Origin of the sequence: Klebsiella sp. HMSC16C06 (assembly GCF_001808325.1) — a bacterium.
In the GTDB taxonomy this organism is placed as follows: domain Bacteria; phylum Pseudomonadota; class Gammaproteobacteria; order Enterobacterales; family Enterobacteriaceae; genus Klebsiella; species Klebsiella variicola.
Genome location: NZ_KV792989.1, coordinates 116975 through 135814 on the forward strand (window position 1 = coordinate 116975; position 18840 = coordinate 135814).

Annotated in this window: 14 protein-coding genes, 2 tRNA genes and 4 other RNA genes; 11 read left to right on the plus strand and 9 right to left on the minus strand. The window is 57.6% G+C overall.

Annotation, left to right across the window (positions count from 1 at the left end):
• Positions 1 to 4: 4 nt before the first annotated feature.
• On the minus strand, positions 5 to 1018 hold the full coding sequence (gene rssB, locus HMPREF3142_RS07125; RefSeq protein WP_008804408.1) for a two-component system response regulator RssB: 1014 nt from the start codon (positions 1016 to 1018) through the stop codon (positions 5 to 7).
• Positions 1019 to 1107: 89 nt separating this feature from the next.
• The gene (gene rssA / locus HMPREF3142_RS07130; protein WP_008804407.1) at positions 1108 to 2010 is read right to left on the minus strand and encodes a patatin-like phospholipase RssA; all 903 of its coding nucleotides are present in this window, start codon (positions 2008 to 2010) and stop codon (positions 1108 to 1110) included.
• Between the two features lie 112 nt (positions 2011 to 2122).
• Between rssA and HMPREF3142_RS07135 the strand changes: the two genes are divergently transcribed.
• The 8 genes from HMPREF3142_RS07135 (at position 2123) to HMPREF3142_RS07170 (ending at position 4539) form a co-directional block, all read left to right on the plus strand.
• Positions 2123 to 2581 (plus strand): YchJ family protein, encoded by a 459-nt coding sequence (locus HMPREF3142_RS07135; protein ID WP_008804406.1) that lies wholly within the window; start codon positions 2123 to 2125, stop codon positions 2579 to 2581.
• Between the two features lie 42 nt (positions 2582 to 2623).
• Positions 2624 to 3466, plus strand: a complete 843-nt coding sequence (gene purU / locus HMPREF3142_RS07140; protein ID WP_004203178.1) for a formyltetrahydrofolate deformylase — start codon at positions 2624 to 2626, stop codon at positions 3464 to 3466.
• 159 nt (positions 3467 to 3625) lie between these two features.
• A tRNA-Tyr gene (locus HMPREF3142_RS07145) sits at positions 3626 to 3710 on the plus strand.
• Between the two features lie 43 nt (positions 3711 to 3753).
• Positions 3754 to 3886, plus strand: a non-coding RNA gene (locus HMPREF3142_RS07150) — RtT sRNA.
• A gap of 39 nt (positions 3887 to 3925) precedes the next feature.
• Positions 3926 to 4010, plus strand: a tRNA-Tyr gene (locus HMPREF3142_RS07155).
• Between the two features lie 43 nt (positions 4011 to 4053).
• Positions 4054 to 4186: non-coding RNA, RtT sRNA (locus HMPREF3142_RS07160), on the plus strand.
• Positions 4187 to 4230: 44 nt separating this feature from the next.
• Positions 4231 to 4363, plus strand: a non-coding RNA gene (locus tag HMPREF3142_RS07165) — RtT sRNA.
• Positions 4364 to 4406: 43 nt separating this feature from the next.
• A non-coding RNA gene (locus tag HMPREF3142_RS07170) (RtT sRNA) lies at positions 4407 to 4539 on the plus strand.
• Positions 4540 to 4739: 200 nt separating this feature from the next.
• Here HMPREF3142_RS07170 and HMPREF3142_RS07175 read toward each other — a convergent pair.
• Positions 4740 to 5183, minus strand: a complete 444-nt coding sequence (locus HMPREF3142_RS07175; RefSeq protein ID WP_070611925.1) for an Lrp/AsnC family transcriptional regulator — start codon at positions 5181 to 5183, stop codon at positions 4740 to 4742.
• 107 nt (positions 5184 to 5290) lie between these two features.
• Here HMPREF3142_RS07175 and HMPREF3142_RS07180 point away from each other — a divergent pair, with 107 nt between their 5' ends.
• Positions 5291 to 6187, plus strand: coding sequence for a DMT family transporter (locus HMPREF3142_RS07180; RefSeq protein ID WP_012541354.1), 897 nt, complete (start codon positions 5291 to 5293; stop codon positions 6185 to 6187).
• Here HMPREF3142_RS07180 and narI read toward each other — a convergent pair.
• The 5 genes from narI to HMPREF3142_RS07205 all read right to left on the minus strand — a co-directional run bounded on the left by narI (position 6184) and on the right by HMPREF3142_RS07205 (position 14637).
• Entirely contained in the window at positions 6184 to 6861 is a 678-nt protein-coding gene (narI, locus tag HMPREF3142_RS07185) for a respiratory nitrate reductase subunit gamma (protein WP_002910189.1), read from the minus strand. The two genes, HMPREF3142_RS07180 and narI, sit on opposite strands and share 4 nt — an antisense overlap.
• Positions 6861 to 7571: a nitrate reductase molybdenum cofactor assembly chaperone gene (gene narJ / locus HMPREF3142_RS07190; protein ID WP_070611910.1), complete on the minus strand. Its 711-nt coding sequence runs from the start codon at positions 7569 to 7571 to the stop codon at positions 6861 to 6863. Before narJ ends, narI begins: the two co-directional genes overlap by 1 nt.
• A complete protein-coding gene (gene narH / locus HMPREF3142_RS07195) occupies positions 7568 to 9103 on the minus strand; it encodes a nitrate reductase subunit beta (protein WP_032735940.1) in 1536 nt (511 codons plus the stop codon). The genes narJ and narH overlap by 4 nt, the downstream gene beginning before the upstream one ends.
• Positions 9100 to 12843 (minus strand): nitrate reductase subunit alpha, encoded by a 3744-nt coding sequence (locus HMPREF3142_RS07200; RefSeq protein WP_070611912.1) that lies wholly within the window; start codon positions 12841 to 12843, stop codon positions 9100 to 9102. The genes narH and HMPREF3142_RS07200 overlap by 4 nt, the downstream gene beginning before the upstream one ends.
• Positions 12844 to 13248: 405 nt before the next feature.
• The gene (locus tag HMPREF3142_RS07205; protein WP_032733224.1) at positions 13249 to 14637 is read right to left on the minus strand and encodes a NarK family nitrate/nitrite MFS transporter; all 1389 of its coding nucleotides are present in this window, start codon (positions 14635 to 14637) and stop codon (positions 13249 to 13251) included.
• A 311-nt stretch (positions 14638 to 14948) separates the two neighbouring features.
• On the opposite strand from HMPREF3142_RS07205, the gene narX reads away from it, so the two are divergent.
• Both narX and narL read left to right on the plus strand, forming a co-directional pair.
• Complete coding sequence (narX, locus tag HMPREF3142_RS07210; RefSeq protein ID WP_012541350.1) at positions 14949 to 16727, plus strand: nitrate/nitrite two-component system sensor histidine kinase NarX; 1779 nt, start codon at positions 14949 to 14951, stop codon at positions 16725 to 16727.
• Positions 16728 to 16737: 10 nt separating this feature from the next.
• On the plus strand, positions 16738 to 17388 hold the full coding sequence (gene narL, locus HMPREF3142_RS07215; RefSeq protein WP_002910198.1) for a two-component system response regulator NarL: 651 nt from the start codon (positions 16738 to 16740) through the stop codon (positions 17386 to 17388).
• On the opposite strand, the gene HMPREF3142_RS07220 is transcribed toward narL, so the two are convergent.
• Complete coding sequence (locus HMPREF3142_RS07220; protein ID WP_008804400.1) at positions 17385 to 18767, minus strand: YchO/YchP family invasin; 1383 nt, start codon at positions 18765 to 18767, stop codon at positions 17385 to 17387. The two genes, narL and HMPREF3142_RS07220, sit on opposite strands and share 4 nt — an antisense overlap.
• Positions 18768 to 18840: the final 73 nt, after the last annotated feature.

Sequence of the window (18840 nt, forward strand, 5' to 3'; positions counted from 1 at the left end):
TTGCTCATTCCGCAGACAACATTAAGCGTAAACGCCCCCCGGCCCCCCAAATTTGGCACTGCCATGAGGCGCAGCGCTGGCTAATTTGGTTAAGATAGGCATCGCCCAGCGTCCCTAAAGGAACGCCATTACTTATCTGAATTTGATGCTCACCAGTATTCAACGTGCCATTGAGCCCTGCGGACACCAGAATTAAATTTTTCAGTCCACTGTGGTAATAACCCACCAGCAAAGGGAACTGACCGGGAAGATTCGCCTGGCGGAGTAACTGATTGACCTGTTTTAACAGACTCCCCATTTCAGGTAGCCGTTGCCCCTGATGCGCCAGTTGCTCTTGCAGCAGGCTATTGAATAGCGCGCGCAGTAATAAAGCCGCCAGCACGCCATTATCCCCTGCTCGTGTGACATCCAGACAATAGAAAGCCAAATCATTTTCCGAGAGCGGCGCAATATCGAGCACCAGCCCCGGCTTATCCGCCGATACCAGCTGTCGATAATGAATGCGGCAATGTGACATTTCCTGTTGCACCGGAGGCTGTAGCTCCTGCAGCAGTCTCGATGCGGCGGTCGGATTACTGACCAGCGCGTCCCAGTCCTCAAATAAACGCTCTTCCTCTTCCACACGTGAACTAAACATCGCGGGATACAGGCAGGCATAAACGGTCTCACGCAGGCGATCGAAATCTTTCACTGGTTTTAACAGCACATCCTGGACGCCCAGCCGTAACGCTTTGGCAATATCCGCCATATTTTCGGTGGCGGAAATCATCAGAATCGGTAGCTGCTCGCCGCGGTTACGCAGCGTCTCGACCAGTTCCAGACCGTTCATTCTCGGCATTGAAATGTCGCAAATCATCAGGTCCGGACGTACCTCGGTCATTTTATGCAGGGCATCCATGCCATCTTCCGCCAGCCAGGTCGTTGCTCCCAGCGAGGCCAGCCATCCATGCAAGAGTGAGCGGAAAACGGGTTCGTCTTCAACTATCAGAATCTGTTTTCCCGCCAATGGCTGCGTCATGATATCTCCCCTGGCTGACGATAATTCAATAGTGGCACGCTATTCTCACTATCGCCTGTCAGATTTTACTTAAGTCAGGTACTTGTACGTCAAACCGCTGTACGCACTAAGGGTAATAGTTCATCCATTTTCTTTTCCACGGCCAATTGGCCCGCGGCAATCGCCTCTCCTGCGCGATGGAAGTCGAGCGTCGACACTTGCGGACAGTATGGCTGCAGCAGGATATCCGGCGGGTCACCCGCCATGCGGTTGCGTTTAAGACGGTTCTCCAGAACCTGGATAGACGTGGTCATGATCTCCATCGCCGTCGGCGTCACGGCCGTACGACGGGAGCTCATTTGCGTCAATCGCGCGCGCAGACGAGTATGCCATGGGCCCTCCTTCTCTTCAGCTTCCGGCCGCGGCGTTTCGAGGGAAAATAAATCTTGCTGCATGAGATGGGCATCATGTTGCAGGTCAACGGCAATCACGATATCGGCCCCCATTGCCCGCGTCAGCGACACGGGAACCGGGTTGACCACTGCGCCATCGACCAGCCAGTAACCATTATGCCTCACCGGCGCCATCAGTCCAGGCATGCTGCAGGAGGCTCGAACGGCTAAATGCAGATCGCCTTCAGTAAACCACAGTTCCCGGCCGGTACTTAAATTGGTCGCGACGGCAGCAAACCGACGCTCGCAGCGTTCGATATCGGTCACCGGCATAATACGACGGTAATGATTGAATACCTTTTCACCGCGCAGCAGGCCCCCACGTCGCCAGGAGAGGTCCATCAGCTTCAGGACATCCCAGTTGCTGAATGAGCAGATCCATGACTCGAGCGCCGGGAGCCGGTTGCAGGCATACGCCGCCCCTACCAGCGAACCGATAGAACACCCCGCGACGATATCAATCTCGATACCAGCCCGACGGAGGGCGTTGATGACGCCAATGTGCGACCATCCTCGGGCAGCTCCCGCCCCTAACGCCAGACCAATTTTAAGCTTTCTCATTATTACTGATAACTATCCTTCCACTCTGAGCGTGGCAACATTGTCACGGCTCAGTTAACATAAACACCTTTGGCGTTGAAGCGCCGTAATTCTTTCTTCCATGGAGGCAGTTTTGTCGCAATTATGCCCCTGTGGCAGCGCACTGGAGTATAGCTCATGTTGCCAGCGATATCTGTCCGGCGCAGAGCTTGCGCCAGGCCCGTCACAGCTTATGCGCTCCCGCTATAGCGCGTTCGTCATGAAAGATGCCGACTATCTGATCAAAACCTGGCATCCGTCCTGTCAGGCGCAGACGTTTCGCGCCGAGCTGGAGAAGGGGTTCAGCCAGACCGAGTGGCTGGGTTTAACCCTGTTCGCCAGTGATGAAGGGCGAGTCCCAAATGAAGGCTTTGTCAGCTTTGTCGCCCGCTTTAATGACAATAACCGTCCGGGCGCCATTATTGAACGTTCCAGATTCTTAAAAGAAAATGGACAGTGGTACTATATCGACGGGACACGACCGCTGATTGGTCGTAATGACCCCTGCCCTTGCGGCTCAGGTAAAAAATTTAAAAAATGCTGCGGCCAGTAACGCTGCCGTAGCGCTTGCAAACACTACAGGATTTTCCTCGCGATGCATTCATTACAACGTAAAGTACTACGCACTATTTGCCCTGATCAGAAAGGCCTCATCGCGCGTATCACCAATATCTGCTACAAACACGAACTTAACATTGTGCAGAACAATGAATTTGTTGACCACCGTACCGGTCGTTTCTTTATGCGCACCGAACTGGAGGGCATTTTTAACGACGCTATTCTGCTGGCCGATCTGGATAGCGCCCTACCGGAAGGTTCCATCCGCGAACTGAATCCGGCAGGCCGTCGCCGGGTGGTCATTCTGGTGACCAAAGAGGCGCACTGCCTCGGCGATCTGCTGATGAAAGCCAACTACGGCGGACTGGATGTCGATATCGCCGCGGTTATCGGCAACCATGACACGCTGCGCCCGCTGGTGGAGCGTTTTGGTATTCCGTTTGAGCTGGTCAGCCACGAAGGGTTAAGCCGCGAAGAACACGACAAGCAGATGGGGGATGCCATTGCGGCACATGAGCCGGATTACGTGGTACTGGCCAAGTATATGCGCGTCCTCACCCCGGAGTTTGTCGCCCGCTTCCCGAACAAAATCATCAATATTCACCATTCATTTTTGCCGGCGTTTATCGGCGCCCGTCCTTATCATCAGGCCTATGAGCGCGGCGTGAAGATCATTGGCGCCACCGCCCACTATGTGAATGACAATCTGGATGAAGGCCCAATCATCATGCAGGACGTGATTCATGTCGATCATACCTATACTGCAGAAGATATGATGCGCGCTGGCCGCGATGTCGAAAAAAACGTCTTGAGCCGGGCGCTGTATCAGGTACTGGCGCAGCGCGTCTTCGTTTACGGTAACCGGACGATTATTCTTTAATCGACTGAGAAATGAATTGGTTAGCTTTACGGCGTTACGCGTAAAAATCAGGCAACCAGTTTATTTTTGTCAAACGAATGCTTTACAGGGGCGCATCATTTGGTATGATGCGCCCCGCTTCCCGAGAAGGAAGCAGGCCAGTACCAAGCATTACCCCGTGGTGGGGTTCCCGAGCGGCCAAAGGGAGCAGACTGTAAATCTGCCGTCATCGACTTCGAAGGTTCGAATCCTTCCCCCACCACCATTATTCACTACAGTGATATGGTTTCCGCGACAAGCGTAAACGATGTTTGCACTTTGCGGGAAGGGTAAGAACCTTCGACTAAGGTTCGACTCGAGCGCCAGCGAGAGAACGTTGCCGCAGGCAACGGCCCGAAGGGCGAGGAGCGATAGCGACGAGTTATCCTTCCCCCACCACCATTCATTTTGCTGAATAGCCTACAATGTGATTTTACCCCTGGTGGGGTTCCCGAGCGGCCAAAGGGAGCAGACTGTAAATCTGCCGTCATCGACTTCGAAGGTTCGAATCCTTCCCCCACCACCATCTCCCCATGTCATGCCCAGCTTAATCAACCTACGATATTTTATATTCTACCCTACGGGGAAGGATGAGAAGCTTCGACCAAGGTTCGACTCGAGCGCCAGCGAGAGAACGTTGCCGCAGGCAACGGCCCGAAGGGCGAGGAGCGATAGCGACGAGTTATCCTTCCCCCACCACCATTCTCTTAAAAAACACCGCAATCCAATTACTCTACGATATTTTATATTCTACCCTACGGGGAAGGATGAGAAGCTTCGACCAAGGTTCGACTCGAGCGCCAGCGAGAGAACGTTGCCGCAGGCAACGGCCCGAAGGGCGAGGAGCGATAGCGACGAGTTATCCTTCCCCCACCACCATCCTCTTAAAAACACCGCAATCCAATTACTCTACGATATTCTAGATTCTGCCCTACCGGGAAGGATGAGAAGCTTCGACCAAGGTTCGACTCGAGCGCCAGCGAGAGAACGTTGCCGCAGGCAACGGCCCGAAGGGCGAGGAACGATAGCGACGAGTTATCCTTCCCCCTCTATTCTCGCGCTCTCTGCAACCACCTGTACTGCTACCTGCTCGCTCGCGCTTCGCTTAGCGAGGCTACACACTGTTCTGCTCTCTCCTCGCTCGCGCTTCGCTTAGCGAGGCTACAAGCACTGTTTTGCTACCCCCTCGCTCGCGAGGCTACAGGTGGCGCCGTCTGGTAGCCCGGACAGGTGCGCAGCACCGCCTCCGGGAAACTCACAGCGGTGGCAAACGCCTTTTTACCGGCGAGCTTTTCACCACCGAGGTGTTACACTGCGCATACTCGGCCAGACCGTCCAGCAGGGTATCCAGCTGGGCAATATCGCGCACCACGAGGCGCATCACGAAACAATCTTCCCCGGTCACTTTGTCACTTTCAATGCATTCCGGCATCGCCTGGATATATTTATCCACTTTCTGCAGCAGCCCAGGCAGCGGCCGGACCCGCACCAGCGCCTGGAGGCTGTAGCCCAGCGCGGCGAGATTCACCCGCGCCCCATAGCCCTGAATGACGCCCCGCGCCTCCAGGCGCTTCACCCGCTCGGCCGTGCTCGGTGAGGTCAGCCCTACTCGCGCGCTCAATACCTTTAGCGAGACTCTGGCATCCTGAGTCAGGCAAGTGAGGATGGCCCGGTCAATTTCATCAAGTACGTCATTCATGTTTTTCACCTAATTATAAAAGGCATTCGCGTCTTTCTACCTTAATTCAGCCATATCACCCTGTCAGGGTTTTTCGCACAATAACTGAAAAATGATGGAGGTGAAAAATGCAACTTACCCGCGGCGTCTGGCAAATGAGCCTGGCAATGATAATCTCCGGCTCGATCGGCGCGTTCGTGCTGCTCTCTGGTTTGCCGGTGATGGATGTGGTGTTCTGGCGCTGCCTGATTGGCGCGCTAACCTTGCTGGTGTTTATCGTGTTAAGCGGCCAGCCCTTCAGCCGGCTAACGCGTTTCACTCTCGCTCTGGCAGTGATTGGCGGCGCGGCGCTGGTCGTCAACTGGTTGCTGCTGTTTGCCGCCTATTCGCGGATCTCAATCGGTATGGCCACCGTGGTCTATAACACCCAGCCGTTTATGCTGGTACTGATGGGGATGGTGCTGGGGGAACGGGTCAGCGCCGTGAAATGGGGATGGCTACTGCTGGCCTTTGGCGGCGTAGTGATCCTGTTGTCAAGCGAGCTGACGTCTGCGCATGGAGAGGGGCTTACCACCGGCGTTTTGCTGGCGCTGGGCGCGGCATTCTTCTATGCCCTGACCGCCATTATCGCGCGCAAACTGCATCCGCTCCCCGCGCAGCATATCGCCTTTATTCAGGTGCTCGTTGGCGTCGTGATGCTGCTGCCGCTGGTGCATGCCCCCGAATGGACGGCCAGCTTCCCCTGGCGCTATCTGCTGATCCTCGGCATCGTCCATACCGGGATCATGTATCAGCTTTTATATAGCGCGATACAGAAACTGCCGACGCCCATTACCGGTTCGCTCTCCTTTATTTATCCGCTGGTGGCAATGGTGGTCGACTATCTGGTCTTCCACCATGCGTTGACCCCTGTGCAGTTGATTGGCGGGATGCTTATTCTGTTTGCCGCCGCAGGGAATAACCTCGGCTGGGGCGAAAAAAAACCCCGCCGCGGCGGGGTCAGTGAGCAATCGCGGGCCAGTTAGCGACGGGCGCGGACAATCTGGTATTTGCGCGTCAGGTATTCGACCGGCGCGCTCCAGATATGAACCAGACGGGAGAACGGGAACAGCAGGAACAGGGTCATGCCCAGCACCAGATGAACGCGGAAAATAAATGCCACGCCATCCAGATGCTGTGACGCGCCGCCGTGGAACGTCACCACCGACTGCGCCCAGCCAACCAGCTTCATCATTTCACTGCCGTCCATATGCTGGGCTGAGAATGGGATCGTCAGCAGGCCGAGCGCACACTGCACCATCAGCAAGGAGAGGATCAGAATATCCGCTCCGGTGGTGGTGGCGCGAACGCGCGGGCTGAGCAGACGACGCTTGAGCAGCAGTAACCCGCCCACCAGGGTCATCACGCCGCAGGCGCCGCCGGCGATCATCGCCATCTTCTGCTTGACGTCGATCGGCAGAAAGGACTCATACATCCAGTGCGGGGTCAGCATGCCGAGGAAGTGGCCGGCGAAAATACCCAGGATGCCGATATGGAACAGGTTCGACGCCAGGTTCATCCCCTTACGGTCCAGCATCTGGCTGGAGGCGGCGCGCCAGGTGTACTGGCCATAGTCATAGCGCAGCCAGCTGCCGATCAGAAACACCGAGCCCGCAATGTACGGATAAATGTCAAAGAAGAACATATTCAGGAAGTGCATTATTGCTGTCCTCCGTTAGAGATATTCAGATATTGCGGGGCTACGGCTCCGGCAAAACGACGCTGGTGAGCGGAAATTTCCGACTCGCCGCAGCCCTGGTCGGCAAAGAATTTGACCTGTTCTTCTTCCCAGACCGCATCCAGCGCCTGCGGCGTATCGTCGCGCGCCTCGTCGGCAATCTTCTCCGCCACCTTCTGACTGTCGACCTGGGTATTGGCCAGCTTCAGCAACAGCTCGAACAGCACCGAATAGCGACTTTCGCGCTGCTGCAGGCGCGCGCTGAGCAGGCCGAGGATCGGCGCAACGTCCCGCAGGCCGCCGAGCGCTTCCTCTTCCGGCAGTTGCGCCAGATACTCCAGATACAGCGGCAGATGATCCGGCAGCTCGTGGCTGTCAAGCAGCAGACCGTGGCGCTCATACTGCGCCATCAGATCCACCATCGCCTGTCCGCGATCGCGGGATTCGCCGTAGACATGTTCAAACAGCAGCAGCGAGGTGGCGCGGCCGCGGTCAAACAATTCGCTATAGGCCGACTGGGCGTCCAGCGGATCCTGAGCCACTAAATCGCGCAGGAAAACGCCCAGCGCGTGGGCATCCTCTTTGCTGAGTTTCTCTGATGACGCGAGCGCCTCGAACATCTCCTGCTGATGCTGCCATAAGGCAGCGTCAGGGTATTCGAGCAGACGCGACATAATCACGAGTTCAATCATGCGTGCGGCTCCGTTTTGCTGGTCACGTCGATAGCGTCGATGCGACGGCTGTTGAACAGGTTGAACTGGCTGTCCGAGCCGTGGCAGCCATCGCCAAAGCTGAAGCCGCAGCCGTTTTTCTCCGGAAACGCTTCTCGCGCCTGTTCACGGTGGCTGCTCGGCACCACGAAACGATCTTCGTAGTTAGCGATCGCCAGATAGCGGTACATCTCCTGGGCCTGCGCTTCGCTCAGCCCCACCGCTTCCAGCGCGCGGGTATCGACGACGCCGTCAACGGTTTCCGCACGCTTATAGTGGCGCATCGCCAGCATGCGTTTCAGGGCCAGCAGGACCGGCTGGGTATCGCCTGCGGTCAGCAGGTTCGCCAGGTATTGCACCGGAATACGCAGGCTTTCCACGTCCGGCAGAATACCGTTGCTACCCAATTCGCCAGCGTCCGCAGCCGACTGAATTGGCGACAGAGGCGGCACGTACCAGACCATTGGCAGGGTGCGATATTCCGGGTGCAGCGGCAGGGCCAGCTTCCAGTCCATCGCCATTTTGTAGACCGGCGACTGCTGCGCAGCCTCAATGACCCCCTGCGGTACGCCATCTTTTAACGCCTGTTCAATTACTTTTGGATCGTTTGGATCGAGGAACACATCCAGCTGGCGCTGATACAGATCTTTCTCGTTCTCGGTGCTGGCGGCGTTTTCAATCGCATCTGCGTCATACAGCAGGACGCCGAGATAGCGGATACGGCCCACGCAGGTTTCGGAGCACACCGTCGGCATTCCGGATTCAATACGCGGGTAGCAGAAGATGCATTTCTCGGATTTCCCGCTCTTCCAGTTGAAATAGATCTTCTTGTACGGACAGCCGGTGATACACATCCGCCAGCCGCGGCACTTGTCCTGGTCGATCAGTACGATGCCGTCTTCTTCGCGCTTATAGATGGCGCCGCTCGGGCAGGTCGCGACGCAGGCCGGGTTCAGGCAGTGCTCGCACAAGCGCGGCAGATACATCATGAAGGTGTTTTCGAACTGACCGTACATCGCCTTCTGCATGTTGTCGAAGTTCTGATCTTTGGCGCGTTTTTCGAACTCGCCGCCGAGGATCTCTTCCCAGTTCGGACCGCTGGTGATCTTGTCCATCCGCTGGCCGGTGATCAGCGAGCGCGGACGAGCGATCGGCTGATGCTTGCTTTCCGGCGCGTTGTGCAGATTCTGGTAGTCATAATCAAACGGCTCGTAGTAATCATCGATCCCCGGCAGATGCGGGTTGGCGAAGATTTTACCCAGCAGCATCGCGCGGTTGCCCATGCGCGGCTGCAGTTTACCGTTGATTTTGCGGATCCAGCCGCCCTTCCATTTTTCCTGGTTTTCCCAGTCGTTCGGGAAGCCAACGCCAGGTTTGCTCTCCACGTTGTTGAACCAGGCGTATTCCATCCCTTCCCGGCTGGTCCAGACGTTTTTACAGGTCACCGAACAGGTATGGCAGCCGATGCACTTATCGAGATTCAGCACCATGCCGACTTGTGAACGAATTTTCATTTTACGCTCTCCTGTACCTGGTCGTTGCCTTCGCCGTCTAACCAGTTAATGTTCTTCATCTTACGTACCACTACAAACTCATCGCGGTTGGAGCCGACGGTACCGTAGTAGTTAAAGCCATAGGCCAGGTGGCCGTAGCCGCCGATCATGTGGGTCGGTTTTGGCGTAATGCGGGTGACGGAGTTGTGGATCCCCCCGCGCTGACCGGTGATTTCAGATCCCGGCAGGTTCACGATGCGTTCCTGCGCGTGATACATCATGGTCATCCCGGCCGGTACACGCTGGCTCACCACCGCGCGCGCCGTCAGGGCGCCGTTGGCGTTAAACACTTCAATCCAGTCGTTATCTTCGATACCCAGATCTTTCGCATCCGCTTCGCTCATCCAGACGATCGGCCCGCCGCGCGACAGGGTCAGCATCAGCAGGTTATCGCTGTAGGTCGAGTGGATACCCCATTTCTGGTGCGGGGTCAGGAAGTTCAGCGCCTTCTCCGGGTTGCCGTTGGACTTCTCGCCCATCACCGCTTTCACCGAACGGGTGTCGATCGGCGGACGATAGACCAGCAGGCTTTCGCCAAAGTCGCGCATCCACTGATGATCCTGATACAGCGACTGACGACCGGACAGCGTCCGCCACGGGATCAGCTCGTGAACGTTGGTATACCCAGCGTTATAGGAGACATGTTCATCTTCCAGGCCAGACCAGGTCGGGCTGGAGATAATCTTCCGCGGCTGCGCCTGAATATCGCGGAAGCGGATCTTCTCGTCTTCTTTGTTCAGCGCCAGGTGCGCGTGCTCGCGACCGGTGATCTCGCTCAGCGCTTTCCACGCCTTCACCGCCACCTGACCGTTGGTTTCCGGCGCCAGGGTGAGGATCATTTCCGCGGCGTCGATGGCCGTTTCCAGCTTCGGCTGGCCTTTCGCCGGGCCTTCCGCCTTGGTGTAGTTGAGCTTACGCAGCAGGTCCATCTCGCTCTGGGTGTTCCAGGCGATGCCTTTCCCGCCGTTGCCGATGGTTTCCAGCAGCGGACCGATCGAGGTGAAACGTTCGTAAGTCGCCGGGTAATCACGCTCAACCGGAATAATATGCGGCGCGGTTTTCCCCGGGATGAGATCGCATTCGCCTTTTTTCCAGTCTTTGACATCCAGCGGCTGCGCCATTTCCGCGGCGGAGTCGTGCTGGATCGGCAGCGTGACGACGTCGGTTTCTTTGCCGAGGTGGCCGACGCAGACTTCAGAGAATTTCTTCGCGATACCTTTATAGATATCCCAGTCGCTCTTCGATTCCCAGGCCGGGTCAACGGCGGCCGACAGCGGGTGAATAGACGGGTGCATATCCGAGGTATTCATGTCGTCTTTTTCGTACCAGGTGGCGGTCGGCAGCACGATGTCGGAGTAGAGACAGGTGCTCGACAGACGGAAATCGAGGGTCACCACCAGATCCAGTTTGCCGTCGAGGCCGTTATCCCGCCATTCGACTTCTTCCGGTTTCACGCCGCCCTGCTTGCCGAGGTCTTTGCCCTGAATGCCGTTCTCGGTACCCAGCAGGTACTTGAGCATATACTCATGGCCTTTACCGGAGGAGCCCAGCAGGTTGGAGCGCCAGATAAACAGGTTACGCGGGTGGTTTTTGCCGTTTTCCGGCTGCTCGGCCGCAAAGCGAATCGAGCCCTCTTTCAACGACTTCACGGTGTAATCCACCGGGGTCATGCCGGCTTTTTTCGCTTCATCAGCGATACGCAGCGGGTTCACCCCTAACTGCGGCGCAGACGGCAGCCAGCCCATGCGCTCTGCGCGCACGTTAAAGTCGATCAGGTGGCCGCTGTAACGGGATTTATCCGCCATCGGCGACAGCAGTTCCTGCGCGGTCACGGTTTCATAGCGCCACTGGCTGGAGTGGTTATAGAAGTACGAGGTACTGTTCATGTGACGTGCCGGACGCTGCCAGTCAAGGGCGAACGCCAGCGGCTGCCAGCCGGTCTGCGGACGCAGTTTTTCCTGGCCCACATAGTGCGCCCAACCGCCGCCGCTCTGACCGACGCAGCCGCAGAAGACCAGCATATTGATCAGGCCGCGGTAGTTCATGTCGAGGTGGAACCAGTGGTTGAGGCCCGCCCCGACGATAATCATCGAGCGACCATGGGTCTTATCGGCGTTATCAGCAAATTCGCGTGCAGTGCGGATGATGTGCGCGCGGGAGACGCCGGTGATCTTCTCCGCCCAGGCCGGGGTGTAGGCTTTCATGTCATCGTAGCCGGTGGCGCAGTTTTCATCGTTCAGACCGCGTTCCAGGCCATAGTTGGCCATGGTCAGATCGTAAACGGTGGTCACCAAAGCGGTGGAGCCGTCGGCCAACTGCAGGCGTTTGGCCGGCAGTTTGTGCAGCAGAATATTTTCGAGGTCGACTTTATTGAAGTGCTCAGAACCTTCGCCGCCGAAGTACGGGAAGCCGACACTCGCGACCTCGTCATGGCTGCCCAGCAGGCTCAGACGCAGTTCAATCTCTTCGCCAGTTTTACCGTCGCGCTGTTCGAGGTTCCATTTGCCTTTGTCGCCCCAGCGGAATCCGAGGGAACCGTTCGGTACGGTCATGTCGCCCTTCTCGTCAAAGGCGACGGTTTTCCATTCCGGATTGTTCTCCTGACCAAGGGAATCCACGAGGTCGGAGGCGCGCAGCGTACGGCCAGCGGCATAATAACCGTCGCGCTCCTCGAGCATCACCAGCATCGGCATATCGGTATAGCGGCGCACATAATCGGTGAAGTACTGGCTCGGTTTATCGAGATGGAACTCGCGCAGCATCACATGGCCCATCGCCAGCGCCATCGCGGCATCGGTACCCTGCTTCGGCGCCAGCCACAGATCGCAGAGTTTGGCGATTTCGGCGTAGTCCGGGGTGATCGCCACGGTTTTGGTGCCTTTGTAGCGGACTTCGGTAAAGAAGTGGGCATCCGGGGTACGGGTCTGCGGCACGTTGGAGCCCCAGGCGATAATATAGCTGGAGTTATACCAGTCCGCCGATTCGGGGACGTCGGTCTGTTCGCCCCAGGTCATCGGCGAAGCTGGCGGCAGGTCGCAGTACCAGTCGTAGAAGCTCAGGCAGGTGCCGCCGATCAGCGACAGATAACGGGCGCCGGAGGCGTAGGAAACCATCGACATCGCCGGGATCGGCGAGAAACCGGCCACGCGGTCCGGACCGTAAGTTTTGACGGTATAGACGTTGGAGGCGGCAATCAGCTCATTCACTTCCTGCCAGGAGGAGCGGACAAACCCGCCGCGACCGCGAGCCTGTTTAAAGCTTTTGGCTTTGTCGGCGTCTTCAATAATCGAGGCCCATGCCTCAACCGGATCGCTATGCTGAACTTTCGCTTCCCGCCACATCTTCATCAGACGTTTACGCATCAGCGGGTATTTCAGGCGGTTCGCGCTGTACAAATACCAGGAGTAGCTGGCGCCGCGCGGGCAACCGCGTGGTTCGTGGTTCGGCAGGTCCGGACGGGTGCGCGGGTAGTCAGTCTGCTGCGTTTCCCAGGTCACCAGACCGTTTTTCACATAAATCTTCCAGCTGCATGAGCCGGTGCAGTTGACACCGTGAGTGGAACGCACAATTTTGTCATGCTGCCAACGTTGACGGTATCCATCCTCCCAGTCCCGGTTGGTGTTTAGAAGCTGGCCGTGCCCATCGGCAAAGGTTTCACCCTTCTGTTTGAAGTAGCGAAACCGGTCCAGGAATTTACTCATCGGGTTTCTCCTGATATGGAGCCTGACGGCTCTCTGATAAATCGACATTGCTGGATTTGCAGCGAAGGTAACGCTATGAAAGAGGGCGAGAATTGATGGCGATCAATCCGGACTGGCTTGCTAAAGCGGAGGGAAACCGCGATTACCACCAAGGTGGTATGATATACTATTTTTTAATTTTATGTTTTATAAGCTCTTTTTCCTAAAAAGCCGTCATCATGGAAGGATTTGTTAACAAAGGAGGTATTAAGGGGTAGAGCCGTTTCGCTGGCAAGCCGTCCCTTCCCGGCTCTGTGGCCAATATGAATCAAATCATCCATTAGTATGTTGTAACTAACGAGTAACGTAAAAAAAGGCGCCGCCCTGGGAGCGCGCCTTTTCAAACTTCATGATGAACGCGGCGGATTACTGACGCTTACGGCCGTATACCGCCCAGGTGATGATCACGCAGGCGATATAGAAGATCAGGAAGATTTTCATCGCGCCGGCCGGCGAACCGGTCAGATCCAGCGAGATACCGAACGCTTTCGGGATAAAGAAGCCGCCGATGGCGCCAATGGCGGAGATAAAGCCCAGCGCCGCCGCAGTATCGGTCGCCGCCTCGCGCATCGCTTGCGCTTCGCTGCCGCCCTGGGCCTTCACGCGGTCCATGGTCAGCTTACGGAAAATCACGGAGATCATCTGGAAGGTGGAGGCGCTCCCCAGCCCGGCGGTCAGGAACAGCACCATGAACACCGCGAAGAAGGCGATGAAGTTGCCGCCCTGGCCGTTGGTCGGCAGGGTCAGGAACAGCAGCGCGCAGAAGACAGCCATCACCACAAAGTTAACCAGCGTCACACGGGTCCCGCCGAGGCGGTCGGAAATCGCCCCGCCCATCGAACGCGCCAGCGCGCCAATAAAGGGGCCGAAGAAGGCGTAGTGCAGGATCTGCACGTCCGGGAACTGGGTTTTCGACAGCATGGCGAAGCCGGCGGAGAATCCGATGAAGGAGCCGAAGGTCGCCAGATAGAGCAGCGCCATGATCCACAGGTGCAGGCGTTTGAGCACCGGCAGCTGTTCGCTCAGCGAGGCTTTAGAAGCCGACAGGTCGTTCATAAAGAACCACGCCGCCAGAGTGAAAATAATCAGGAAAGGTACCCAGATCCACGCGGCGTTTTCCAGATACAGCATTGAGCCGTCCGGCTGCTCGCTGCCGGTCCCGCCAAAAAAGGCAAACACTGAGACCGACACCACCAGCGGCGCGACCAGCTGCATCACGCTGACGCCCATATTACCAAGGCCGCCATTGACGCCGAGCGCCCCGCCCTGCTTCGCTTTCGGGAAGAAGAAGCTGATGTTAGCCATACTGGAGGCAAAGTTGGCCCCGGCGAAGCCGCACAGCAGCGAGATAATCACGAAGACGCTAAACGGCGTGGAAGTATCCTGGACCGCAAAGCCCAGCCAGACGCACGGAATAATCATGATCCCGGTGCTGAACGCCGTCCAGCGACGGCCGCCGAACAGCGGCACCATGAAAGCGTAAGGCACGCGCAATAAGGCGCCAGACAGCGCCGGCAGCGCGGTCAGCATAAACAGCTGATCGGTCGTAAACTGAAAGCCCACTTTGTTGAGATTAACGGCGACGGCGCTGAACAACATCCATACGCAGAACGCCAGTAACAGACAGGGAACGGAGATCCATAGATTACGGCTCGCCACACGGTGACCGCGCTGTTGCCAGAATTCAGGATCTTCAGGGCGCCAGTCGGTAATGACCGAGCGGTTAGCCTTCTCCGGTAGGGAAGATTGACTCATAGATACCTCTGATTATTCATATTTCCTGCCGCTACCTTAGGGGTTGCCCGGGGCGGTAAGTTGATATAAATCAAAGGAAAAGCGCGCACTAATTTGTGCAAAAATAAACCATGCTCCGAAGTGAGTAGAGAAAGGTGAGGAAAAAAGTGTGGTTTTTCACGCGGCTGCCGGGTTGCGTATAACCCCACCCCCAATAGCGCCTACCACCGACAATTAAGGAGTAACTCTTTAGGGGTATGGGTATACTCCAGGGGATAGCCGAGAATAAGCGCCACTCCCGGAGAGATCACCGGTCAGGAGCCACGCATTCCATGTTAAAACGTCTTTTTACTCCGCTGACGCTGGTCAATCAACTGGCGTTAATCGTGCTGCTCGCCACCATTATTGGCGTCGCCGGCATGGCGATCTCCGCGCGTCTGGTGAACGGCGTCCAGGGCAGCGCCCACGCGATTAACAAGGCCGGTTCATTGCGTATGCAAAGCTACCGGCTGCTGGCGGCGATCCCGCTGAATGAAAACGATCAAAAGCTGGTGTCGGACATGACCGCCACCGTCTTCAGCCCCGAGCTGCAAAATTCCGCCCGCCGCGACGGCCAGGAACAACAGTTAAAAGCGCTGCAGCAATACTGGCAGCAGGCGCTGGCCCCCGGCATGCAGCGTGCGATTAACCAGGCGGAAGTGGCTCAGGATGTCGCCGACTTTGTCGATCGTATCGACCAGCTGGTCACCGCATTCGACCACACCACCGAGCAGCGTATCGAGCGGGTAGTCTGGATCCATCGCATTCTCGCCATTGGTATGGCGCTGCTGCTGATTTTTACCATCATCTGGTTACGCGCGCGCCTGCTGCGGCCGTGGAAACAGCTGCTGGGCATGGCGCGGGCGGTCAGCCAGCGCGATTTCACCCAGCGGGCGCACATCAGCGGGCGTAACGAAATGGCGACCCTCGGCATGGCGCTGAATAACATGTCGGAAGAGCTGGCGGAAAGCTACGCGGTGCTTGAGCGGCGGGTGCAGGAGAAGACCGCCGGGCTGGAACAGAAGAACGAGATCCTTGCTTTCTTATGGCAGGCCAATCGCCGGCTGCATGCCAGCGCCCCGCTCTGCGAGCGGATTTCACCGGTACTGAATGGCCTGCAGGGGCTGACGCTGCTGCGCGATATCGAGGTACGGGTTTACGACCTGGAAGACGAAGATAATCACCAGGAGTTTACCTGCCACTCGGATGATGAGTGTGATGATAAAGGCTGCTACCTCTGTCCACGCAATCTGCCGCCGCTGCCGGATGGCGGAACAACGCTGAAGTGGCGGCTGTCGGATGCGCATAATCAGTACGGCATTCTGCTGGCGACGCTGCCGGTTGGCCGCCATCTCAGCCACGACCAGCAGCAGCTGGTGGACACTCTGGTGGAACAACTGACCAGTACCCTGGCGCTGGACCGCCATCAGGAGAAACAGCAGCAGTTGATCGTCATGGAAGAGCGGGCCACTATCGCCCGCGAGCTGCACGACTCCATCGCCCAGTCGCTGTCCTGTATGAAGATGCAGGTCAGCTGTCTGCAGATGCAGGGCGACGCCTTACCGGCGGAGAGCCGCCAGCTGCTGGGGCAGATACGCAACGAGCTGAATACCTCCTGGGCCCAGCTGCGCGAGCTGTTAACCACCTTCCGCCTGCAGCTGACCGAGCCGGGACTGCGCCCGGCGCTGGAGGCCAGCTGTCAGGAGTACAGCGCCCACTTCGGCTTTACGGTACAGCTTGATTATCAGCTTCCGCCGCGCTTTGTACCGTCGCATCAGGCCATTCACCTGCTGCAGATCGCCCGCGAAGCGTTAAGCAACGCCCTGAAGCATGCCAGCGCGACGGAAGTGACCGTGACGGTGTCACAACGCGATAATCAGGTCCGTCTGGTGGTGGCGGATAACGGCCGCGGCGTGCCGGATCACGCCGAGCGGAGTAACCATTACGGTTTAATTATTATGCGGGATCGCGCCCAGAGCTTGCGCGGTGACTGTCAGGTACGACGCCGGGAAACCGGCGGAACCGAAGTGATCGTCACGTTTATCCCGGAAAAAACGTTTTCCATCCAATAAGGAGACCCCCATGAGTCAACAGGAACGGGCAACCATCCTTCTCATTGACGACCATCCGATGCTGCGCACCGGCGTGAAACAGTTGATCAGCATGGCGCCGGACATCCAGGTGATTGGCGAGGCCAGCAATGGCGCGCAAGGTATCGAGCTGGCGGAATCGCTGGATCCGGACCTGATCCTGCTCGACCTCAATATGCCGGGCATGAATGGCCTGGAAACGCTGGACAAACTGCGTGAGAAATCGCTTTCTGGCCGGGTGGTGGTCTTTAGCGTCTCCAACCATGAAGAGGACGTTGTCACCGCCCTGAAGCGCGGCGCCGATGGCTATCTGCTGAAAGATATGGAGCCGGAAGATCTGCTGAAAGCGCTGCAGCAGGCCGCCGCCGGAGAGATGGTATTAAGCGAAGCGTTAACCCCGGTGCTGGCCGCCAGCCTGCGCGCCAACCGCGCCACCTCCGATCGCGACATCAGCCAGTTGACCCCGCGCGAGCGCGACATCCTCAAGCTGATCGCCCAGGGACTACCGAACAAAATGATCGCCCGTCGCCTGGATATCACCGAAAGCACCGTCAAAGTACACGTGAAGCACATGCTGAAGAAAATGAAGCTCAAATCCCGGGTGGAAGCCGCGGTATGGGTCCACCAGGAGCGAATTTTCTAAGGCGAGTCCGTCCAGGAGACGCCAGGCGTGGTGAACTTGACCAGCGGCTCGGTCAGCGCCAGAGCGATCTCATTGGAGGAGACGCGCTGCCCCTGTTTATCCTCCACCACCACCGACAGGCGCCAGCGGTTCGCGGCGCCCGGTTCACTGTTCCACACCGGCATGATCACGCTCCAGCCATCCGCGCTGCTGGCATCCACCGGCGGCGTCAGGCTGAGGGCCTGGGTGTCACCCTGCCAGTGCAGCGCCTTGATGCCATGCAGACTATGGATCTGCAGCTTCAACTGCACCGTCTCCCCGGACTGCAGATCCCAGGGCGGCGTGGCCAGATAGACCGTCAGATTTTTGCGCTGACGATACTCCACCACCGGCAGATTATCCCGCTCCGGACTATCGAAGCGGCTCCCGCGCAGCGAATTGCTGATCGCTACCTCGTCTGCGGCCAGCTGCTGCTTAAGGGGGACGCCAAAGCGATAGTTTAGCTTCAGGCCCACATTGTTCTGGCTGACACCATTTTCCCCCTGCTTATGCTTAGCGGTAACGGTGACCAGCGGGACCGGGGTGTAATTGAGCCCAACGGAGACGGCTACCGGGTTATGGTAGCCGGTACCGGTGTGAAAAAGATCGACGCTATCGCCGAAGTACTGTTCGACGCTGACGCTGGTATTAATGTGCTGGTAGAACGGTAGCCGCGCCTGGGCGGTGACGTCATACCCCGCGGCCATCCGCTGCTCCTGAGTCTGATTATCGCGCAGTTGCCAGTCGCCCAGCGGATGGTAATAGTTTGCCGACAGGCGAAGATATTCTCCCCACGCCTCCGCGCCGACGCTGCCGCGCGCCAGGCTTTCGCTCAACACTTTGTCGTAAAACGAGTTATAGCCCAGCAGCCAGCCGCCGACCCGCCAGCGCTGACCAAGCCCGATGTTGCCCACCAGATCGTTCTCGCGCCGGGTCACCGAATACTGGTTCCACGTCAGGTAACGGTCGTTATCCTGCAACGGCACGAACCAGCTCCCTTTACTGCCGGTGAATTTGCCCTCTTTATCGACCAGCAGGTCGACATTGGCGTTGCCCCACGGCGAGAGCCAGCTCTCCAGCTGATGGCTCACTTCATTGCCGATTTTACTGATGGCGAACAGCTGCGCCTGCTCGCCCGCCGTCAGGCCGTTATCGCTCATGCTGGCCTCGCCAAACTTCTTCGCCACCTCAGCAAAGTGCCGGGCGTCGTCATCGACCTGGGGAGCAATCCCCATATCGGGCAGCGGATCTTGCGCTGGCGCGGGGCGAGTGGTGTCGCTGGCGGTCAGCGCCCAGACGGGAACGCCCGGCAGCAGCAGGAGAAAGGTCAACGTTGGCAACAAACGGAAGGACACAGGCATCAACAGATTTTGAGCAGGCTCACAAAAATGGGAAGAAGTGTTAGTTTATCGTGTTTTCCCTGCTCCCGCAGCC